This window comes from Niveispirillum lacus (genome assembly GCF_002251795.1).
GTDB classification, from domain to species: domain Bacteria; phylum Pseudomonadota; class Alphaproteobacteria; order Azospirillales; family Azospirillaceae; genus Niveispirillum; species Niveispirillum lacus.
Genome location: NZ_NOXU01000016.1, coordinates 12,905 through 30,861, shown reverse-complemented (window position 1 = coordinate 30,861; position 17,957 = coordinate 12,905). Strand labels below are relative to the sequence as shown.

Annotated in this window: 13 protein-coding genes; 5 read left to right on the top strand and 8 right to left on the bottom strand. The window is 62.2% G+C overall.

The window, feature by feature from the left end:
- Positions 1–16: 16 nt before the first annotated feature.
- Positions 17–520 (bottom strand): type III secretion system chaperone family protein, encoded by a 504-nt coding sequence (locus CHU95_RS01805; RefSeq protein ID WP_094453145.1) that lies wholly within the window; start codon positions 518–520, stop codon positions 17–19.
- A 215-nt stretch (positions 521–735) separates the two neighbouring features.
- Positions 736–996, bottom strand: a complete 261-nt coding sequence (locus CHU95_RS01800; protein WP_094453143.1) for an accessory factor UbiK family protein — start codon at positions 994–996, stop codon at positions 736–738.
- A gap of 159 nt (positions 997–1,155) precedes the next feature.
- Between CHU95_RS01800 and lgt the strand changes: the two genes are divergently transcribed.
- The 3 genes from lgt to pgeF are packed head-to-tail and all read left to right on the top strand — an operon-like array spanning position 1,156 to position 3,859.
- The gene (gene lgt / locus CHU95_RS01795; RefSeq protein WP_094453141.1) at positions 1,156–1,986 is read left to right on the top strand and encodes a prolipoprotein diacylglyceryl transferase; all 831 of its coding nucleotides are present in this window, start codon (positions 1,156–1,158) and stop codon (positions 1,984–1,986) included.
- Entirely contained in the window at positions 1,983–3,098 is a 1,116-nt protein-coding gene (locus tag CHU95_RS01790) for a class I SAM-dependent methyltransferase (protein WP_094453139.1), read from the top strand. The genes lgt and CHU95_RS01790 overlap by 4 nt, the downstream gene beginning before the upstream one ends.
- Positions 3,095–3,859, top strand: a complete 765-nt coding sequence (pgeF, locus tag CHU95_RS01785) for a peptidoglycan editing factor PgeF (protein WP_094453137.1) — start codon at positions 3,095–3,097, stop codon at positions 3,857–3,859. The genes CHU95_RS01790 and pgeF overlap by 4 nt, the downstream gene beginning before the upstream one ends.
- Here pgeF and ftsE read toward each other — a convergent pair whose 3' ends face one another.
- From ftsE to CHU95_RS01765, 4 genes are all read right to left on the bottom strand, one after another.
- Positions 3,860–4,558, bottom strand: coding sequence for a cell division ATP-binding protein FtsE (gene ftsE, locus CHU95_RS01780; RefSeq protein ID WP_094453135.1), 699 nt, complete (start codon positions 4,556–4,558; stop codon positions 3,860–3,862).
- 174 nt (positions 4,559–4,732) lie between these two features.
- Positions 4,733–5,578, bottom strand: coding sequence for a hypothetical protein (locus CHU95_RS01775; RefSeq protein WP_094453133.1), 846 nt, complete (start codon positions 5,576–5,578; stop codon positions 4,733–4,735).
- Between the two features lie 186 nt (positions 5,579–5,764).
- Positions 5,765–6,295, bottom strand: a complete 531-nt coding sequence (gene moaB / locus CHU95_RS01770; protein ID WP_094453131.1) for a molybdenum cofactor biosynthesis protein B — start codon at positions 6,293–6,295, stop codon at positions 5,765–5,767.
- A 26-nt stretch (positions 6,296–6,321) separates the two neighbouring features.
- The gene (locus tag CHU95_RS01765) at positions 6,322–7,245 is read right to left on the bottom strand and encodes a 4-(cytidine 5'-diphospho)-2-C-methyl-D-erythritol kinase (protein ID WP_094453129.1); all 924 of its coding nucleotides are present in this window, start codon (positions 7,243–7,245) and stop codon (positions 6,322–6,324) included.
- A gap of 166 nt (positions 7,246–7,411) precedes the next feature.
- On the opposite strand from CHU95_RS01765, the gene pepF reads away from it, so the two are divergent.
- On the top strand, positions 7,412–9,325 hold the full coding sequence (pepF, locus tag CHU95_RS01760) for an oligoendopeptidase F (protein WP_094453127.1): 1,914 nt from the start codon (positions 7,412–7,414) through the stop codon (positions 9,323–9,325).
- 64 nt (positions 9,326–9,389) lie between these two features.
- On the opposite strand, the gene CHU95_RS01755 is transcribed toward pepF, so the two are convergent.
- Positions 9,390–10,484, bottom strand: coding sequence for a branched-chain amino acid aminotransferase (locus CHU95_RS01755; RefSeq protein ID WP_094453125.1), 1,095 nt, complete (start codon positions 10,482–10,484; stop codon positions 9,390–9,392).
- Between the two features lie 283 nt (positions 10,485–10,767).
- Between CHU95_RS01755 and CHU95_RS01750 the strand changes: the two genes are divergently transcribed.
- Complete coding sequence (locus CHU95_RS01750) at positions 10,768–14,304, top strand: glycosyl hydrolase 2 galactose-binding domain-containing protein (RefSeq protein WP_207762339.1); 3,537 nt, start codon at positions 10,768–10,770, stop codon at positions 14,302–14,304.
- 76 nt (positions 14,305–14,380) lie between these two features.
- On the opposite strand, the gene CHU95_RS01745 is transcribed toward CHU95_RS01750, so the two are convergent.
- Positions 14,381–17,878, bottom strand: coding sequence for an indolepyruvate ferredoxin oxidoreductase family protein (locus tag CHU95_RS01745; protein ID WP_094453123.1), 3,498 nt, complete (start codon positions 17,876–17,878; stop codon positions 14,381–14,383).
- Between the last annotated feature and the right edge of the window lie 79 nt (positions 17,879–17,957).

The following is a 17,957-nucleotide window of genomic DNA, read 5'->3' as shown; positions in this document are numbered from 1 at the left end:
ACCCCCACCCGGTTGATCAGGCCTCGCCGACCGTATCCAGAATGGCAGCCGACACGGCTTCGGCCGGAGTCTTGCCACCCCAGATCACGAACTGAAAGGCTGGATAAAAACGCTCGCATTCCGACATGGCGATGTCCATCAAGTCTTCCAACTGTTCAGCGCTGGCGGCACGGGCCCCGCGCAGAAGCGTCGTCTGTCGGAACATGGGCGTGTGCTGGTCGTGGCAGACATCGAAATGCCCCAACCACATCTTGGGATTAATCTCGGCCAGCAGCTCGGCAACGGCTGATTTGCGGCCCGGCGGAACCTTCATGTCATACTGACACGAGAACTGCATGGCGCTCACCTCCGCCTGCCACATGAAGAAAAGACGGTATTCGCACCAGCGTCCATTGATCTCCACCACCATCTCCTCCTCGGAGACACGATCAAAGGGCCATTCCTGGGCCACAACCATCTCTTCCAGCATGTCCAGCGGATTATGTGTCGACCCCTGGGTCTCGATATTCAAGGCCGTCATGCCGTCCCCCTCACTCCCAAATCCCAAGCCGCTCTGCCTTCCCCCAGGCGTCACGGCGGGCCACATATCGGGGTGTCCAGATATTGTGGCCCTGTCGGCGTTGGAACCACCAAGAATACGGTGCCAGCGCCATTTCGCAGGCGCAACCGGATTCCGGTTCCTCGCCGTTTCGTGAAACAGATCCGGTCGGTTGTCCGGCCGGCGTCAGGCCGATTTCAGCCCTCAGAACCCTTGGAAAGCTTGGCTTCCAGGGCCGCCAGCTTTTCCTCCAGAACCTCCTGCCGGGCCCGCGCCTCAACGGCGACAGCCTTCACCGCCTCGAATTCCTCGCGGCTGACAAGGTCCATCTGGGCCAGGATACGTTCGAACTGCTGGCGAATCTGCCCTTCGACCTCACCCCGGATACCGGAGATAGCGCCCATGGCGCCGCTGGCGACGCGGGCCAAATCATCGAACAGCTTGTTTTCCACCTGCATGGCGGGTCCCTTTCAAAAAAGCGCCGCATTATGGGGATAGGGCTTATCCCTGTCCATGGCGTTAGAGACGGGTCCGACCCGCGCCTTGCCGTCATGATCCCCAACCCTCTATATAGGTTGCGTCTTCCCCGCCGGGGATAGAGCGTGACGGGATATCGCATGATTTTGGCCATCCCCTTCCCCGACCTGGACCCTGTGGCCCTGGCGTTGGGTCCGATCTCGATCAAATGGTATGGACTGGCCTATGCCGTCGGTATCGCCTTTGCGCTGTGGTACTGCGTCCGGCTGGCCCGCAACAGCGGGCTGCGGCCGACCGAGGACGACCTGGGCGACTTCGTCGTCTGGGCGGCGGGCGGCATCCTGATTGGCGGGCGGCTGTTCTCCATCCTTTTCTACAATCTCGACACCTATCTCCAGGACCCGCTGGAGGCGCTGCGGGTCTGGCATGGCGGCATGTCCTTCCATGGCGGCTTGACCGGGGTAATCGTTGCGATTCTGTTGTTCTCCCGCCGGCGCGGCTTCTCGCCTTTCGCGTTGGGAGACCTTGTCGCCTGTGCCGCACCGGTCGGGCTGCTGCTGGGACGGCTGGCCAATTTTGTGAATGCAGAGCTCTGGGGGCGCCCCACCGACGTGCCTTGGGCCATGATCTTCCCCACCGATCCCGCCGGGCTGCCCCGCCATCCCAGTCAGCTTTATCAAGCGGCACTGGAAGGCGTATTGCTGTTTGCGGTCATCTTCTTCCTGGCGCGCAACCCGGTCATCCGGTCACGTACCGGGACCCTTTCAGGCATTTTCCTCATCGGTTATGCCATCGCCCGCATGGTGGGCGAGTTCTTCCGGCAGCCGGATGCCCAATTGGGTTTCCTGGCCTTCGGCACGACCATGGGACAGTTGCTGTCCGTGCCCATGCTGATCATCGGTGTGTGGATGGTGCTGCGCGCCCCGTTCGGCAGGCCCGTACCCGCCCCAGCCCGTGCGGCCGGAAAATGACGGGTGCGCTGCATGACCTGTTGCGCCGGCGTATCGCGCTGACCGGTCCTATCAGCATCGCCAGTTTCATGGGCGAGGCTTTGGGCCATCCCCAGCATGGCTATTACATCACCCGCGATCCACTGGGGGAGCGGGGAGATTTCACCACCGCGCCTGAAATTTCACAGATGTTTGGGGAATTGGTCGGTGCCTGGCTGGCCGATTGCTGGATCAATCAGGGCGGCGCCAATCCGGTACATCTGGTGGAACTGGGGCCGGGGCGCGGCACCCTGATGGCTGATGCGCTGCGCGCCACGGCACGGGTGCCGGGGTTCCATCAGGCGATCCGCCTGCATCTGGTGGAAACCAGCCCGGCCCTGCGCCAGCGACAGGCGACGATGCTGTCCGGCTTCAAGCCCACCTGGCATGACAGCCTGAGCAGTGTGCCCGAGGGGCCCATGCTGCTGGTCGCGAACGAGTTCTTCGACGCCCTGCCGATCCGGCAGTTCATCCGAACCCCCGCGGGCTGGGCGGAGCGGAAGGTGGGACTGAACCGGGACGGCAAGCTGGCCTTCACCTTTGACCCGGCCCCTGGCGGGGCGCTTTTAACGCCCCTGCATCGGACGGCGGACGTTCCGCAGGGTGCAATTGCCGAAACCTGCCCTGCGGGCCTCGCCGTAGGGGCAGAAATCGGGCGGCGATTATCGCTACAGGCCGGGGCCGCCCTGATCATAGATTACGGGTATGACGGCCCCGCCATCGGCGATACATTACAAGCCCTTCGTGGCCATCAATATGTACCGGTGTTGGACGATCCCGGCACAGCCGACCTGACGGCCCATGTCGATTTCACCGCCTTGGCCCAAGCGGCACGGCAGGCCGGGGCGCGGGTACATCCCGGTGTCGGCGACAGTATCGAACAAGGCAGCCTGTTGTGCGCCCTGGGAATAGAGGCGCGCGCCGCCACCCTTTGCGCCCGTGCGACGCCAGCACAGCAGGCGGATATCCAGGGGGCACTGACCCGCCTGACATCGCCCGGCAGCATGGGCAAGCTGTTCCGCGCCATCGCCATCACCAACCCGGCCGGCCCCGTGCCCGCCGGGTTTCACCGCCCGACCGGAGATAGCGCATGATCACGCTTGACCTTCTGACCGCTGTTCCCGGCCTGCGGCATGGTTTCTTCACCCGTACCGACGGGGTCTCCACCGGCATCCTGGCCGCGATGAATTGTGGCTACGGGTCGAACGATGATCCCGCCAATGTCACCGCCAACCGGGCTCGTGCCATGGGGTTGCTGGGTGTGCCAGCATCGGCGCTGACTACGGTTTATCAGGTTCATAGCCCCGATGTGGTGACGGTAACAGAACCGTTCCCGCACGGTGCCGCCCCTAAGGCCGACGCCCTGGTCACCGACCAGCCCGGTATCGCACTGGGTATCCTGACGGCGGATTGTGTCCCGGTCCTGTTCGCAGACCCCGTTGCCCGGATCATCGGAGCCGCCCATGCGGGATGGAAGGGCGCGGTGACGGGGGTACTGGAGGCCACCATTGATGCGATGATCACCCTGGGCGCCCAGCGCGCGCGCATCCTGGCCGGGGTTGGCCCGCATATCGGCTGGGACAGCTATGAGGTGGGGCCGGAATTCCGGGAGCGGTTGCTGGCCATCCAGGCCGACAATGACCGTTTTTTCCGCCCCTCGCTGCGGGCTGAACACTGGATGTTCGACATTGGCGGCTATGTGGATGGGCGGCTGCGGAGTGCGGGGATCACCCAGGTCGAAACGACAGGGCTGGACACGTTGGTCCGTGAGGACCTGTTCTTCAGCTATCGCCGCGCCTGCCTGCGCCAGGAACCTGATTATGGTCGGGGCCTATCGGCAATCTGTCTGGTGTGATCAGACCGGCTCATCCAGGCCTTCACCTGGTTTCAACCACCAGGAGGCCTCAGCCAGCTTGCCCTCAAACAGTTCCAGCATCGGACGCTTGATCTTGTCGATCAGCGGCCAATCGTGGGTCGCAACAATGACGGTCGTGCCCTGTTTGTTCAGCTCAATAAACAGCCGCATGATCTTCATCGACATGTCACGGTCGATGTTACCCGTCGGCTCGTCGGCCACGATCAGCGATGGGCTGGTGATGACGGCCCGCGCAATGGCGATCAACTGTTTCTGGCCGCCGGACAGGGTTGCCGGCAGGGCATTGATCTTGTCCGACAGGCCCACCCATTCCATCAGTTCGGTGACGGCTTCCTTGATGTGTCTTTCCCCATGGCCGGCAATGCGCAGGGGCAAAGCGACATTGTCATAGGCGCTCATATGGTCCAGCAGGCGGAAATCCTGAAAGACCACGCCGATACGCCGGCGCAGTTCATGCAGACGGTCGCGCGGCACCTTGGACAGAGGCTCCCCGAACAGGGTGATCAGCCCGCGTGACGGGCGTTCAGAGAGGTAAAGCAGTTTCAACAGGCTGGACTTGCCAGCACCGGTAGGGCCGGTCAGGAACTGAAAGGAACCAGGGGCAAGTTCGAAACTGAGGTCGCGCAGCACCTCCGGCCCATTGCCGTAGCGCAACCCGACATTTTCGAAACGGACCAAACCGCGATCCTCCCTGATAAAATCGGCCCCGTTCACGTGTTGGAAACGGGGCCGAACCTGGCATTAGCGGGGCTTCCTCCTATGCCTGCCCCCCGCACGCACCGACTGTTTTTGCGGTACCGGTGCAGAGGGAGGCGGCGATGGTGAGGCCAGTAACGCCGGCGCCGGTTCCTTTCAGGAACAGCCGGCACCCACCGCTTCAACGCCCTCATTGTGGCTGCTGTCGCGCACAGGCACCAGGCCCACCTTCTCGAACGCGGCCAAGGTCTCGTCCGCCCAGCTCTTCAGGTCGGTCAGACCGCCATGGCCGGTCCAGACATCGATACCGAAGCGCTTTTCCAAGTCGACCTCGGTCATCTTCAGCGCTTCGCGGACCGAAATCAGTTCGCGTTCCAGCAGGGTCCAGATATCGCTTTCGCAGCGCTTCATGGTGACGATATGAACGCCCATGCCCTGATAAGCCTTCAGGCGCTTGAAATTCGGGTCGTTCTCATAGGCACCGAAACCGCCCGACACCTCGTTCAGCACGACATAGCGGCGGCCGATGGGCAGCCACTCATTCTTGTCGAAGCTGTACTGGATCAGGCCGCGCGCGTCCTCGATGGCCTGGCTTTCGGCCTTGGTGGTGACCACAAGGTCGATCGGCGGCGAGTTGCGGCGGCGCAGCAGCGAACCGGCATTACGTGCCTCAGCCCAGGCGAACAGTTCCGCCGCGACATTGGCACCGACATCGATGATATAGCCGCCTTCCAGAACCGTACGGCCGAATTCGTCCCAGTACTTGATCGCCAGATTCGGGTCGGTGGAGCTTTTGACCTTGGTCAGATCCTCGCCGATGCCCAGTTCCTTCACATTGCGGAACAGGCGGCCGAATTTGGAGCGCTGGTTCAGGCTGTCGCTGTCCGCGGCCGCCAGCTTGACAGGCACGCCCTTCTGCTCGTGCTGAAGCACCAGCATCTGGGCCGTCAGGGTCTTGCCCTGCCCACCCGTCTTCGCCATCGAGATGAAGGTCCGCGTCATGCCAGTTCTCTCCTGCGCCCAGCCTTTAACATTCCGGTGCGAAAGCGGGAACGGGACCACGTCCGACCCGCCGCTTTCGCAGCGGCGGAATCGTTACCCGTTTTCGTCTCCACCTTCAATGCTGGCGGGCGGTTACCCGATGATTTTAGATGAAATCGATGAGATCAGCGGCAAAGCCGCGTCCGTCTACTTCTCCTGCAGGCGCGGCATCAGTTCAACCAGGTTGCAGGGGCGGTGGCGGTTGTCCAACTGCCATTTCAAGATCAGGTCCCAGCCGTCGCGGCAGGCACTGGGACTGCCCGGCAGGGCAAACAGATAGGTGCCCCTGGCCACCCCCCCGGTGGCGCGCGACTGCAGCGCCGAGGTGCCGATCTTCTGATAGGAGAGCATGCGGAACATCTCCCCGAAACCATTGATTGTCTTATCGAACAGGCTTTCAAAGGCCTCCGGTGTCACGTCGCGGCCAGTCAGACCGGTACCGCCAGTGGAGATCACAACATCGACACTGGCATCATCAATCCAGACCCGAAGTTGATCAACAATCGCGCGAACGTCATCGCGCACGATGGCGCGGGCGGCCAGGACATGGCCATCACTGGTCAGCCGTTCCACCAGCGTATCGCCGGATTTGTCATCCGACAGACCACGTGTGTCCGACACAGTCAGGACCGCGATATTCACGGGCAGGAAACGGCGGGATTCGTCAATACGGGACATCGATTCTCACTCCTGATCTCACTTGTTCACGGCCAGTCCAGAAGGGTTGCCCCTTCAATGACCTCCAGCCCCGACAGATCGTTCAACAGCGCCGCCGGTTGCACCCACCAGCCGGGCCGCACACCCGACAGCAGTTCGGCGGCAGCCACAGCATGGTCGAAATCGACATAGAGGCCGAAACAGGTGGCGCCACTGCCCGACATGCGGGACAGAAGACAACCGGTCGTCGAATCCAGGGCTGCCAGGACCTGGGTGATGACAGGGCTCAACCGTTCGGCGGCAGGCGACAGATCGTTGTGCCGCCCGTCCTTCAGCAAACCCGCCAACCCGCGCACATCAGAGAAAGACGTGGTCAGCCGTGCGGACGGGGAAAACGGGCCGCTGCGTGCCTCAAACACGGCGGGGGTGGGCATGGACACGCCGGGATTGACAAGGACAACCCAGCAATCCTCGGGTAATTCCGGGGCCGGAGACAGTTGTGTCCCCGTACCGCCAAAATAGGCCGTACGCGAACCAACACAGACCGGCACATCCGCCCCCAGCCTGGCTGCCAGATCGGTGACAGCCGGATGGTCGATGGGCTCGTCCCACAGGGCGCACAAGGCCCGCAGTGCGGCGGCAGCGTCGGCGGACCCGCCACCGATACCAGAGGCCAGCGGCAGATTTTTGGTCAGCTTCACTGTCACGTGCGGCTTGCGATCCAATGCTTCCGCCAGACGCTTCACCGCCTTGGTGACCAGATTGCTGTCCGTGTCCTCCAGGAGCAGCGGCAGGGAGTTGGGACCGTGAAGTTGCAAGCTGAAATAAGGCGTGCTTTCCACCTCCACCAGGTCATGGGCGCTGGCAAAGGCTACGAGGCTGTCCAACAGGTGGTAACCATCCTCCCGCCGGCCCAGCACATGCAGGTACAGGTTCAACTTGGCAGCAGCATAGGCGCGGATGACGGTCATGGCGGCAGCGTCCGAAAGTTACGGCGTTGGCATTCTGGCAGAGGCCGGGCATTGAAACCACCCCGTTACAATTTTCCGCCCGGCATGATTTACCGGTCCTTATATAAGAGAAGCGCTAATGGCCGGCGCCTTATGGCGACACGGCCCCCAAACGGACAGGGACAACATGAAGCAGCCAATCCATCGCCCCCTCGTGGCCCGCCTGTTGGGCGCCTCCGCCATCGCCTTGGTGACGGCCCTGGCCCCACTGGGCACGGCCAGCGCCCAGGATGCCAAACCAGCCGCCAGCACACCCGCCCAGGTCGACCCGCGCCATGTCTGGGATGTGACGCCATTGTTCGCGGATGATGCCGCCTGGGATGCGGCCCGCAAACAGGCCCTGGCCGATCTACCGGCCCTGGAAGCGTTGAAGGGAACACTGGGCAAAGATGCGGCCACCCTGCGCGCCGGCCTGGACCGCATGTCGCAGGTGGGGCACAGGGTCGAGAAGGTTCTGGTCTACGCCTATCTGCATTACTCAACAGACACCCGCAACGACGCCTACCAGGAACGCTGGAGCCTGGCGCAAGCTCTGTCGGCGCAGGCACAGGCCGCGACGGCCTGGCTGTCCCCGGAGATCCAGGCCGTGGGCGCCGAAAAGATCGGTGCGTTCATTCAGGCCGACGCTGGCCTTGCCAAGCATGCATTTCGTTTGAATGACATGCTGCGCCTGAAGGCCCATACGTTGACGCCAGAGACGGAGGCAGCGCTGGCGGCCTATGGTCCCGTGCTGAGTGCCGCCAGCAACACCTATTCAGCCCTCGCCAACGCCGATATCGACTGGCCGGAGCTGACCCTGCCCGATGGGACGACGCGAAAGGTAAACCAGTCCGGCTATCAGTCCCTGCGCCAGCATGCCGACCGGGCCGTGCGCAAGGCTGTCTTCGACAGTTTCTGGACGAAATTCGGTCAATATGCCACCACCATGGGCAATACGCTGAGTGCCGCCGTGCAGACCGGGACCATTGATGCCAAGCTGCGCGGGTATCCGACAGCCGTTGCCGCATCACTGGCCAGTAACGATATACCAGAGACGGTTTATCGCACCCTGGTAGCGGAAGCGAACAAGGGCCTGCCGACCCTTCACCGCTATTTCAAGCTCCGGCAGAAGATGCTGAAGCTGCCCGACCTGCATTATTACGATATTTATCCGTCGGTCGTGGAACTGGACAAGAAGTTCACCCTGGATCAATCGCGCACCTTGACGCTGGCGGCTGTCAAGCCGCTGGGCAAGGACTATGTCGATCTGCTGGCCGACCTGACAGCAAAGCGGACCATGCATGTCTATCCATCGGAGGGGAAGGATAGCGGTGCCTATCACTGGGGAACCTATGGTGTTCACCCCTATGTCTTCCTGAACCACCAGGATGACTATAACTCCATGTCGACCTACGCCCATGAATGGGGCCATGGCATGCATTCCGCCCTTGCGCAGAAGGCCCAGCCCTATGAATTGGCCGGCTATTCGCTGTTCATGGCGGAAATTGCCTCTACCACGAACGAGATGCTGCTGACGGATTACCTGGTCTCCAAGGCCAAAACCAAACAGGAAAAGCTGTTCTATCTGGGTCAGTCGTTAGAGAATCTGCGCGGTACCTTCTTCCGTCAAACCATGTTTGCCGAATTCGAGCTGGCCACCCACGATGCCGTTGAGAGGGGCGAGGCGCTGTCCGGCAGCAAGATGAAGGATATCTATTGCGGCCTGCTGAAGAAGTATCATGGCGACGCCGAAGGCGTTATGAAGATCGACGAGAAATATTGCGCGGAATGGGCGTTCATCCCGCATTTTTACCGTCCCTTCTATGTATACCAGTATGCGACCTCGATCTCCGCCGGCACCTATTTTGCCGAACAGATTTCAAAGGGTGGCACCAAGGCCAGGGATAATTATCTGAATGTACTGAAGGCCGGCGGATCAGAATATCCGTATCCGCTGCTGAAAAAGGCCGGCCTGGATATGGCGACGTCCGCCCCCTATCAGGCTCTGGTGCGGCGTATGGATGCGACCATGGACCAGATGGAAAAGCTGTTGGCGGAGTAAAGTTCGCTAAGGGGAGCAACCGTAAAGGGGGTGACCGTGGTCGCCCCCTTTTGCTTACCGCCCTTCAGACCACAACCTTGTGACGCCAACCCATTGTATCCGGTGCCTGGGCCCGCTGGATGGCGGTCAGACGGGCGCGCAACGTGCGGGTGATCTCCCCATCCTCGCCACCGCCGATCGTAAAGCTGCCTTCCTTGTGGCGCACCGTACCGATGGCGGAAACAACAGCGGCAGTGCCGCAGGCGAACACCTCCCGCAGCCGGCCCGACGCGGCATCCGCCTGCCATTGGGCGAAGGAATAAGGCGTCTCGTTCACAATCATGCCATCGGCGCGGGCCAACTTGATAATGCTGTCGCGGGTGATACCCGGCAGGATGGTGCCGGTCAGGGGCGGGGTCTGTAGCGTACCGTCATCGAAGACGAAAAACACGTTCATGCCGCCCAGTTCTTCCACCCACTTCTTCTCAGCCGCATCCAGGAAGACCACCTGGTCGCAACCGTTTCGGATGGCCTCTGCCTGGGCAATCAGGCTGGCGGCATAGTTGCCACCGCACTTGGCAGCACCGGTACCACCCGCCGCCGCACGGGTATAATCCTGCGACGCCCAAACCGATACGGGCTTGGCTCCGCCCTTAAAGTAGGCGCCGACAGGACAGGCGATGACGCAGAAAACATAGCTGCCCGCAGGCTTCACGCCCAGGAAGCTCTCATCGGCGAACATGAAGGGACGCAGATAAAGGCTGGCGCCATCGCCACCCGGAATCCAGTCCACATCAGCCCGCACCAAAGCCTCTACCGCCTGCAGGAAAATCTCTTCCGGTAGCGCAGGCATGGCCATGCGTTCTGCTGACCGGTTGAACCGACGGGCATTTTCCAGCGGCCGGAACAGCAGCACCTCACCATCGGGGGTGCGATAGGCCTTCATCCCCTCAAAGATTTCCTGCGCGTAATGCAGGACAGCGGCAGCGGGGTCGAGCGTAAAGGCCTCCCGCGCGCGCAACTGCCCGTCGTGCCAGCCCTTATCCGCCGACCAACGTACCGTGACCATGTGGTCTGTGAATATTTTGCCGAAACCCGGATCGGCAATCAACTTCGCCCGGACATCGGCGGGCGTCGGCGTGGCATGGGGAATGTGACGGATGTCGATCTTGGCAGTCATGTGCCCAAATTCTCCCGGCGGCAGGTGGCGCGCTTCTTGGTGGCGGCAGGATGGACCACAGCCGCGTCCGGGTCCATCCCTAAGCGCACCTGCCCGGCATGCCCATCCCGCAATCCGGAACCGGACAATCAGGGAAAGAGTCGAAGTCGATAGATCGGCCCTTTCCGAATTATGAAATTTGATTTATTTATCCTGACATCGCTGTCGATCTCCGTGAATGACAGCGTGCATCATGATCAAGGCCCCAAAAAAGGGGCCGGCGGCAATGGGAAGGAAACCGCGAATGAACAAGGCAGTTGTAGGGCGCTGGCTGCGCGCCTCCCTGATGACCACGCTGGCGATTGGGCTGGCCGTCCCCTTGGCCTGGGGACAGGCCCAGCAGGGGCTCGGCGGCAGTGGCGGTTTGGGGGCCGGCAGTTTCGGCCCGTTTGACGCGGAGTTCCCTGCTGGTGGCGATGGTATCGCCAAGCCGAAGCTGGAGGAAAAACAATCACCCGGTGCGCCTGTCCCCGCCAACGCCCCCTTCACCCTTTATGGCTGGGTACAGGCGGAAGCGGCCGGGGCCAAGGGCCGCACCCTTCTCGGCGGATTTGCCACAGCAGACGGCAAGGCGCCGGCCTGGTTCCTGGCACTGTCGGATGGAAAGCCGGCCGTGCTGGCTGGCGACACACTGATCACCGGCGGCAAGGCATTGGCTGCCGGGCAATGGGCCTTCATGGCGGCCAGTTTTGACGGATCAAACATACGCCTTTATGTCGATGGTAAGGAAGTGGGCAGCGGCGTTGCCAGAACACCGGCAGCCATGGCACAGATCCAACTGGCACCGCGCCGCAGCCGCACGGCGACCTTCGTTCCCAGCGACGCCATTGCATTCGCGGGTCGGCTGGCCGGTTTCTCTGCCGTGCCCCGCGCGCTTGTCCGCGATGAGGTGAAAAACCTCATTGGTGCCAAACCTGTTATCGATCTGATCAATTTTGAAAACGGCGCCCCGACCTGGCCTGTTCAGGTGCGGCAGATGTATGGGCAGGTCGCCCCGCAGGACCCCTGGACACGTCCCAAGGCCAAGACCGGTTTCTCGGCTCCTGTCGCCAAGCCCGTGGTGGAAACACCGGCCCTGGCCCCCAAGGCCAACGGGGAGTGGGTGCTGGGGGCGTGGAAGCTGGTCGAAGCGCCGAAGGTCGCCGCTGGCCCGGTTGCGTTGTCGCAACCAGGTTTCGATGCCAAGTCCTGGTACAGCGCCACAGTTCCCGGCACGGTGCTGACCACGCTGGTGGATCGCGGTGTCTATCCCGATCCGGATTACGGGCTGAACAATCTGGCGATCCCGGAAAGCCTGAACAAACAGGATTATTGGTACAGGACCGAATTCACCGTACCAGCCGATCAGGCGGGCAAGCGCCTGATGTTGTCGCTGAACGGCGTGAATTATCAGGCCGATGTCTGGCTGAACGGTCAGAAGCTCGGCAGCATGAAGGGCGCCTTCATCCGGGGCCGCTTCGATGTCACGGGCATCGCCAAGCCCGGCCAGCCCAATGCGCTGGCCATCCGGGTCAGCCCGCCGCCGCGCCCCGGCATCCCGCATGAGGAAAGCCTGACCTCCGCCGTAGGGGAGAATGGCGGCATCATGGCCTTGGACGGCCCGACCTTCGTGGCGTCGGAGGGATGGGATTGGATCCCGTCGGTGCGTGACCGCAATACCGGCCTCTGGCGCAATGTCACCCTGCATGCCAGCGGTGACCTGCGTCTGGGTGACACACAGATCGTCACCTCTTTACCCCGCAATGACGGCTCGCAGGCCGATATCACTGTAACGGTTCCGATTTCGAACCTGTCGGACAAGGCGATTAGCGCCAGTGTCACGGCCAGCTTTGGCGAGGTCACGGTCACCAAGCAGGCCAGCATTCCAGCCGGCGGCGGTACAGTCATCCTGTCACCCGCAGAGTTTGCGCAACTATCCGTGAAGAACCCCAAGCTCTGGTGGCCCAACGGCTATGGCGAACCGACCTTGCATGACATGAAGGTCAGCGTCGCCGCCAACGGCCAGACTTCGGACACCCGAGATATACGTTTCGGCATTCGGGAAGTGACCTACGAATTGTCCTTGATGGACCAGAAGGGGGCGCTGCGCCGGGTAGAGGTGGACCTGACAGACGCCAAAGGACGGGGCGAAATGATCGTCGATGTCAGCCATGAAGGCATCCGTAAGGTGCCGGATGGTTGGGCCGCCTCGCTTTATCCAGGCGCAGAGAATTCTCCCGCCGTGAAACCCGTGGACGCTGCTGGCCTGTCTCCCCATCTGCTGATCAAGGTCAATGGCGTGCGCATCGCGGCCCGTGGCGGCAACTGGGGCACCGATGACTGGCGCAAGCGGGTCGCCAGGGAGCGATTGGAGCCCTATTTCCGACTGCACCGCGAGGCGCATGTGAATGTGATCCGCAACTGGGTAGGCCAGAATACGCAAGAGGAGTTCTTCGAGCTGGCCGATGAATACGGTCTGATGGTGCTCAACGACTTCTGGGCCTCCACCCAGGATTACCAGTTGGAACCGCAGGATGTGCCGCTGTTTATGGCCAATGCCGCCGATACGGTCCGTCGCTATCGCAACCACCCCTCCATTGTCCTGTGGTTTGGCCGCAATGAAGGTGTGCCGCAACCCATCTTGAACGAAGCACTGGCCGATTTGATCCGTACGGAGGATGGCACCCGGCACTATACCGGCGCCTCCAACCGGGTGAATCTGTCGGGCAGCGGCCCCTATAATTACCGGGAACCCGAAACCTACTTTACCGAACATGCCCCAGGCTTCTCGGTGGAACTGGGCACGCCGTCCTTCCCCACCATCGAGGCGCTGAAAGCCACCATGCCGGAAACGGAGCTGTGGCCGATCTCGGATAGCTGGGCCTATCACGACTGGCACCAGACTGGAAATGGCGCCGTCCAGACCTTTATGGACGCCATGGCCATCAAGTTTGGCGCGGCCACCAGCCTGGAGGATTTCGAGCGCAAGGCCCAGATGCTGAATTACGAGGGGTACCGCGCCATCTTTGAAGGCATGAATGCCGGCCTGTGGACCAAGCATTCCGGCCGCATGCTGTGGATGACGCAACCCGCATGGCCCAGCACCATGTGGCAGATCCTGACCCATGATTACGACACGCACGGCGCCTTCTACGGGGTGAAAAAGGCGTCCGAACCTGTCCATGCGCAGTTGGACCTGCCCGACCACCGCATCACCCTGGTGAACAATACCCGGACACCGCTTAAAGGATTGACCCTGGTCACCAAAGTACGTTCGGTGCTGGGCAAGCCCCTGTCGGACCGGACGGACAGGCTGGACATTGCCGATGGCGCGGTCATCCACCCGTTCACGCTGGACCTGAAAGACGTGCTGGCCACCGAGAAGCTGGTACTGGTCAGTCTGGCGTTGACCGACGGTGCCGGTACTGTGCTGTCCCGCAACGATTATTGGGTTGCAGCCGATGCGCCGGCGCACCAACGCCTGAACGAGCTGCCGGCGGTGCCGGTCGGCTTGTCCGCGAAAGGCACCGTTGGCAGCAATGGTGAAGTGGCCTGGAACGTCACCTTGACCAACCAGGGCGCCGCACCGGCTTTGCTGGCCAAACTGACGCCGCAGAAGGCCGACGGCACCCGCATCCTGCCAGCCTATCTCAGCGACAACTACATCACCCTGCTACCGGGAGAGACGCGGCAGGTCACTGTCACCTACCCTGCCGCCGTTGCGGGCGCCGACACACCCAAGCTCGCGGTTCGTGGCTGGAACATCCAGCCGGCCAGCACCCCGGTCACCATAACGCCATAACTGGCACACCCGGAAGGTCCCTCACATAAAAACCCCCGCTGAGTGCGATCAGCGGGGGTTTCTTTTACGACCGAGATCACTCCGCCGCCGCACTGACCGGGGCGATGGGACGACGCCAGCGGGCCAGAAGCTCCGCTTCCTCCGCCTTGGCCTTGTGCAGATGTTCTTCCTTCACATGGCCAAAGCCGCGGATTTTCTCCGGAATGCTGGCGATATCCACGGCCAGGTGCATGTTGGCGGGGGACAGGCCGGCCAACAATTCTTCCACCACCGCGATATAGTCGGTGATGAGCTGCCGTTCCATCACCCGCTCCGGGTTGCGGCCGAATATGTCCAGGCTACTGCCGCGCAGGCCCTTCATCTTAGCCAGCATCTTGAAACCCAGCATCATGGCCGGCCCGAATTCCTGCTTTTTCAGGTGGCCGGTGATGGGGTCGCGCACAGATGTGGCCGGCGGAGCCAGGTGGAATTTCAGCTTGTAATCGCCCTCAAACTGGCTGGCCACCTGCGCCTGGAAGCGGCCATCGCTGTAGAGACGCGCCACCTCATACTCGTCCTTGTAGGACATTAGCTTGAACAGGTAGCGGGCGACCGCGCGGGACAGGGCGTCGCGGCCCGGTGTACGGTCGGCCTCGATGGTCTGCACCCGGGTGACCATGGCCTTATACCGGCCGGCATAGGCGGCATCCTGATAGTCGGTCAGATAGGCGATGCGGCGTTCCACCATCTCCGCCAGCGTTTCGGATGCACGACGATGGCCGAAGGCCCCCGTCTTTTCCGGCTTCGGGATGGCCGCGTCGATAACGCGGCCCAGGTCGATGGCGGCGCGGCGGCCCCAGCGGAAGGCATCGGTGTTCATTTTCACCGCCGCCCCGTTCAACTCAATCGCCTTTTCGATGGCCGTGGCCGAGGTCGGGACGAGCCCCTTCTGATTGGCATAACCCAGCATGAACATATTGGTGGCGATACTGTCCCCGCACAGAGCGGTAGCGATCTTCTGCGCGTCGATGGCCGACACGGCCTCCGCCCCGCCCACACCGGAGGCAATAGTGCGGGTCAGGCTGCCCGACGGCACCGTTGCATCGGCATTGGCGATAAAGGCCGCCGTCATCGTCTCGGCCGTGTTCACGACGGCGCGGGTGCGGCCCGGCGCCATCTTGGACAAGGCATCGGCATTGGCCGCCACCACAATATCGCAGGCCAACACCAGATCGGCGCCGCCGGCCACGATGCGATTGGCATGAATGTCACCGGGCCGTTCGGCAATGCGCAGATGGCTGGTCACCGACCCGCCCTTCTGCGCCAGACCGGCCATATCCATGGCGGTGAAGCCACGGCCTTCCAGATGGGTGGCCATGCCCAGGATAGCACCGATGGTGACCACGCCTGTACCACCGATCCCGGTGACCAGGATGTTCCAGGGCTTGTCCAGGGTCGGGATCACCGGTTCCGGCAACATACCCCAATCGTCGGCCTTGGCCGCTGCCGGCTTCGGCTTTTTCAGGCTTCCGCCCTCCACCGTCACAAAGCTGGGACAGAAGCCTTTCAGGCAGGAAAAATCCTTGTTGCAAGATGACTGGTCGATCTGACGCTTGCGCCCGAACTCCGTCTCCACCGGCACCACCGACAGGCAGGAGGATTTGGCCGAGCAGTCGCCGCAGCCTTCACAGACCAGTTCATTGATGACCACACGCTTGGCGGGATCGGGATACTTGTTGCGCTTGCGGCGGCGACGCTTTTCGGCGGCACAGGTCTGTTCATAGATGATGACCGTGACGCCCTTTTCCTGGCGCAGGTCGCGCTGCACCTGATCCAGTTCGTCGCGGTGGAAAATCTTGGTGCCATGGGGCAGGCCCCGGCCCAGGCCGTACCTTTCCGGTCCGTCGCTGACCACCACGATGCGCTTCACGCCCTCGGCATCCAACTGCTGGGCGATGTCATAGACGGACAGGGTACCGTCCACCGGCTGGCCACCCGTCATGGCGACGGCGTCGTTATAAAGGATCTTGTAGGTGATGTTCACTTTGGCCGACACGGCGGCGCGCACGGCCAGGATACCGGAATGGAAATAGGTGCCATCACCCAGATTGGCGAAGACATGCTCTTCGCCGGAGAACGGCGACTGCCCGATCCACTGCACCCCTTCGCCGCCCATCTGGCTGAACACTTCCGTGTTGCGGCCCATCCAGGTGACCATGTAATGGCAGCCGATGCCGGCCAGACCACGGCTGCCATCCGGCAGGCGGGTCGACGTATTGTGCGGACAACCGGAGCAGAAGAAGGGCGTGCGCACTGTGGTCGATGAGGGCGTGTTCTGCTGCACGCGATGTTCCATGCGGGCCAGCCGCTCCGACACATACTCATTGGGGCCGAAGGACAGGATACGCCCGGCCAGGACGCGGGCGATGTCCACGGGGTTCAGTTCGGCCTTCTCCGTGAAAAGCGGCTTGCCCGTATGGTCGGTCTTGCCCAACACGCGCGGGCGGCGGTCCCAGTGAAACAACTGCTCCTTGATCTGGGTTTCCAAGACGGAACGCTTTTCCTCCACCACCAGCAGTTCCTGCGTGGTCTGGGCAAAGGCGCGCATGCCTTGTGGCTCCAGCGGCCAAGCCATGGCGACCTTATAGATGCCCAGGCCCCATTCGCGGGCCATTTCCTCGTTGATCTCCAACTCGTCCAGCGCTTGCCGGACGTCGAGGTAGGACTTGCCGATGGTCACCAGGCCCAGGCGGGGGGCGGCATGGCCGAACACGACCTTGTCCAGGCGATTGGCGCGGGCGAACGCGCGGGCGGCGTCCAGCTTCCAATCGATCATCCGGGCTTCCTGGATCAGCGGCGTGTCATGCAGCCGGATGTTCAGCCCGCCGGGCGGCAGCTCAAAATCGGTCGGTTCATTGATGATGATGCGGGTCGGGTCGATATCGACAATCGCCGTGGTGTCGATCGTGTCGGCGATGCAGGTAAAACCCACCCAGGCGCCCGAATAGCGCGACAGGGCAAAGCCCACCAGACCCATGTCGAGGAATTCCTGTACCCCGGCCGGGTTGATGGTCGGCATGAAAGCATGAATGAACGCCTGATCCGACTGGTGCGGCAGGGTAGAGGATTTGCAGCTATGGTCGTCACCGGCAAAGGCCAGGACGCCGCCATACCGGCTGGTGCCCGCGAAGTTGGCGTGCTTCAGAGCATCAATGGACCGGTCAACACCCGGCCCCTTGCCATACCAGATGCCGAACACGCCATCGACCTTGGCGCCTTGCCACAGGTTCACCTGCTGGCTGCCCCAAACGGCGGTGGCGCCCAGTTCTTCATTCACGCCGGGTTGGAAGTGGATATCACCCTTGGCCAGAAACTTCCGGGCCTGCCACAGCGCCTGATCATAGGCACCCAGCGGCGACCCACGATAACCGGAAATGAATCCCGCCGTCTTCAGCCCCGCCACCTGATCGCGCTGCCGTTGCAGCATGGGCAGACGCACCAGCGCCTGGGTGCCGGTCATGAAAGCCCGGCCTTGCTGAAGGGTGTATTTATCGTCAAGAGCGACGGTCGCAAGCGTGCGGGCGGCGTTGGCCACTTTTCTTACCCTCCCCTATCGGACCGTTAGGATGAGTCCGATTATTGACCCTGTTCGGGCCTTACCGTAACTGGGAAAA

Excerpts from the sequence above, each read along its gene's own strand:
- CHU95_RS01805 (WP_094453145.1), bottom strand. The coding sequence starts at position 520 with ATGACGGCCTTGAATATCGAGACCCAGGGGTCGACACATAATCCGCTG.
- CHU95_RS01800 (WP_094453143.1), bottom strand. The coding sequence starts at position 996 with ATGCAGGTGGAAAACAAGCTGTTCGATGATTTGGCCCGCGTCGCCAGC.
- lgt (WP_094453141.1), top strand. The coding sequence starts at position 1,156 with ATGATTTTGGCCATCCCCTTCCCCGACCTGGACCCTGTGGCCCTGGCG.
- CHU95_RS01790 (WP_094453139.1), top strand. The coding sequence starts at position 1,983 with ATGACGGGTGCGCTGCATGACCTGTTGCGCCGGCGTATCGCGCTGACC.
- pgeF (WP_094453137.1), top strand. The coding sequence starts at position 3,095 with ATGATCACGCTTGACCTTCTGACCGCTGTTCCCGGCCTGCGGCATGGT.
- CHU95_RS01775 (WP_094453133.1), bottom strand. The coding sequence starts at position 5,578 with ATGACGCGGACCTTCATCTCGATGGCGAAGACGGGTGGGCAGGGCAAG.
- moaB (WP_094453131.1), bottom strand. The coding sequence starts at position 6,295 with ATGTCCCGTATTGACGAATCCCGCCGTTTCCTGCCCGTGAATATCGCG.
- CHU95_RS01765 (WP_094453129.1), bottom strand. The coding sequence starts at position 7,245 with ATGACCGTCATCCGCGCCTATGCTGCTGCCAAGTTGAACCTGTACCTG.
- pepF (WP_094453127.1), top strand. The coding sequence starts at position 7,412 with ATGAAGCAGCCAATCCATCGCCCCCTCGTGGCCCGCCTGTTGGGCGCC.
- CHU95_RS01755 (WP_094453125.1), bottom strand. The coding sequence starts at position 10,484 with ATGACTGCCAAGATCGACATCCGTCACATTCCCCATGCCACGCCGACG.
- CHU95_RS01750 (WP_207762339.1), top strand. The coding sequence starts at position 10,768 with ATGAACAAGGCAGTTGTAGGGCGCTGGCTGCGCGCCTCCCTGATGACC.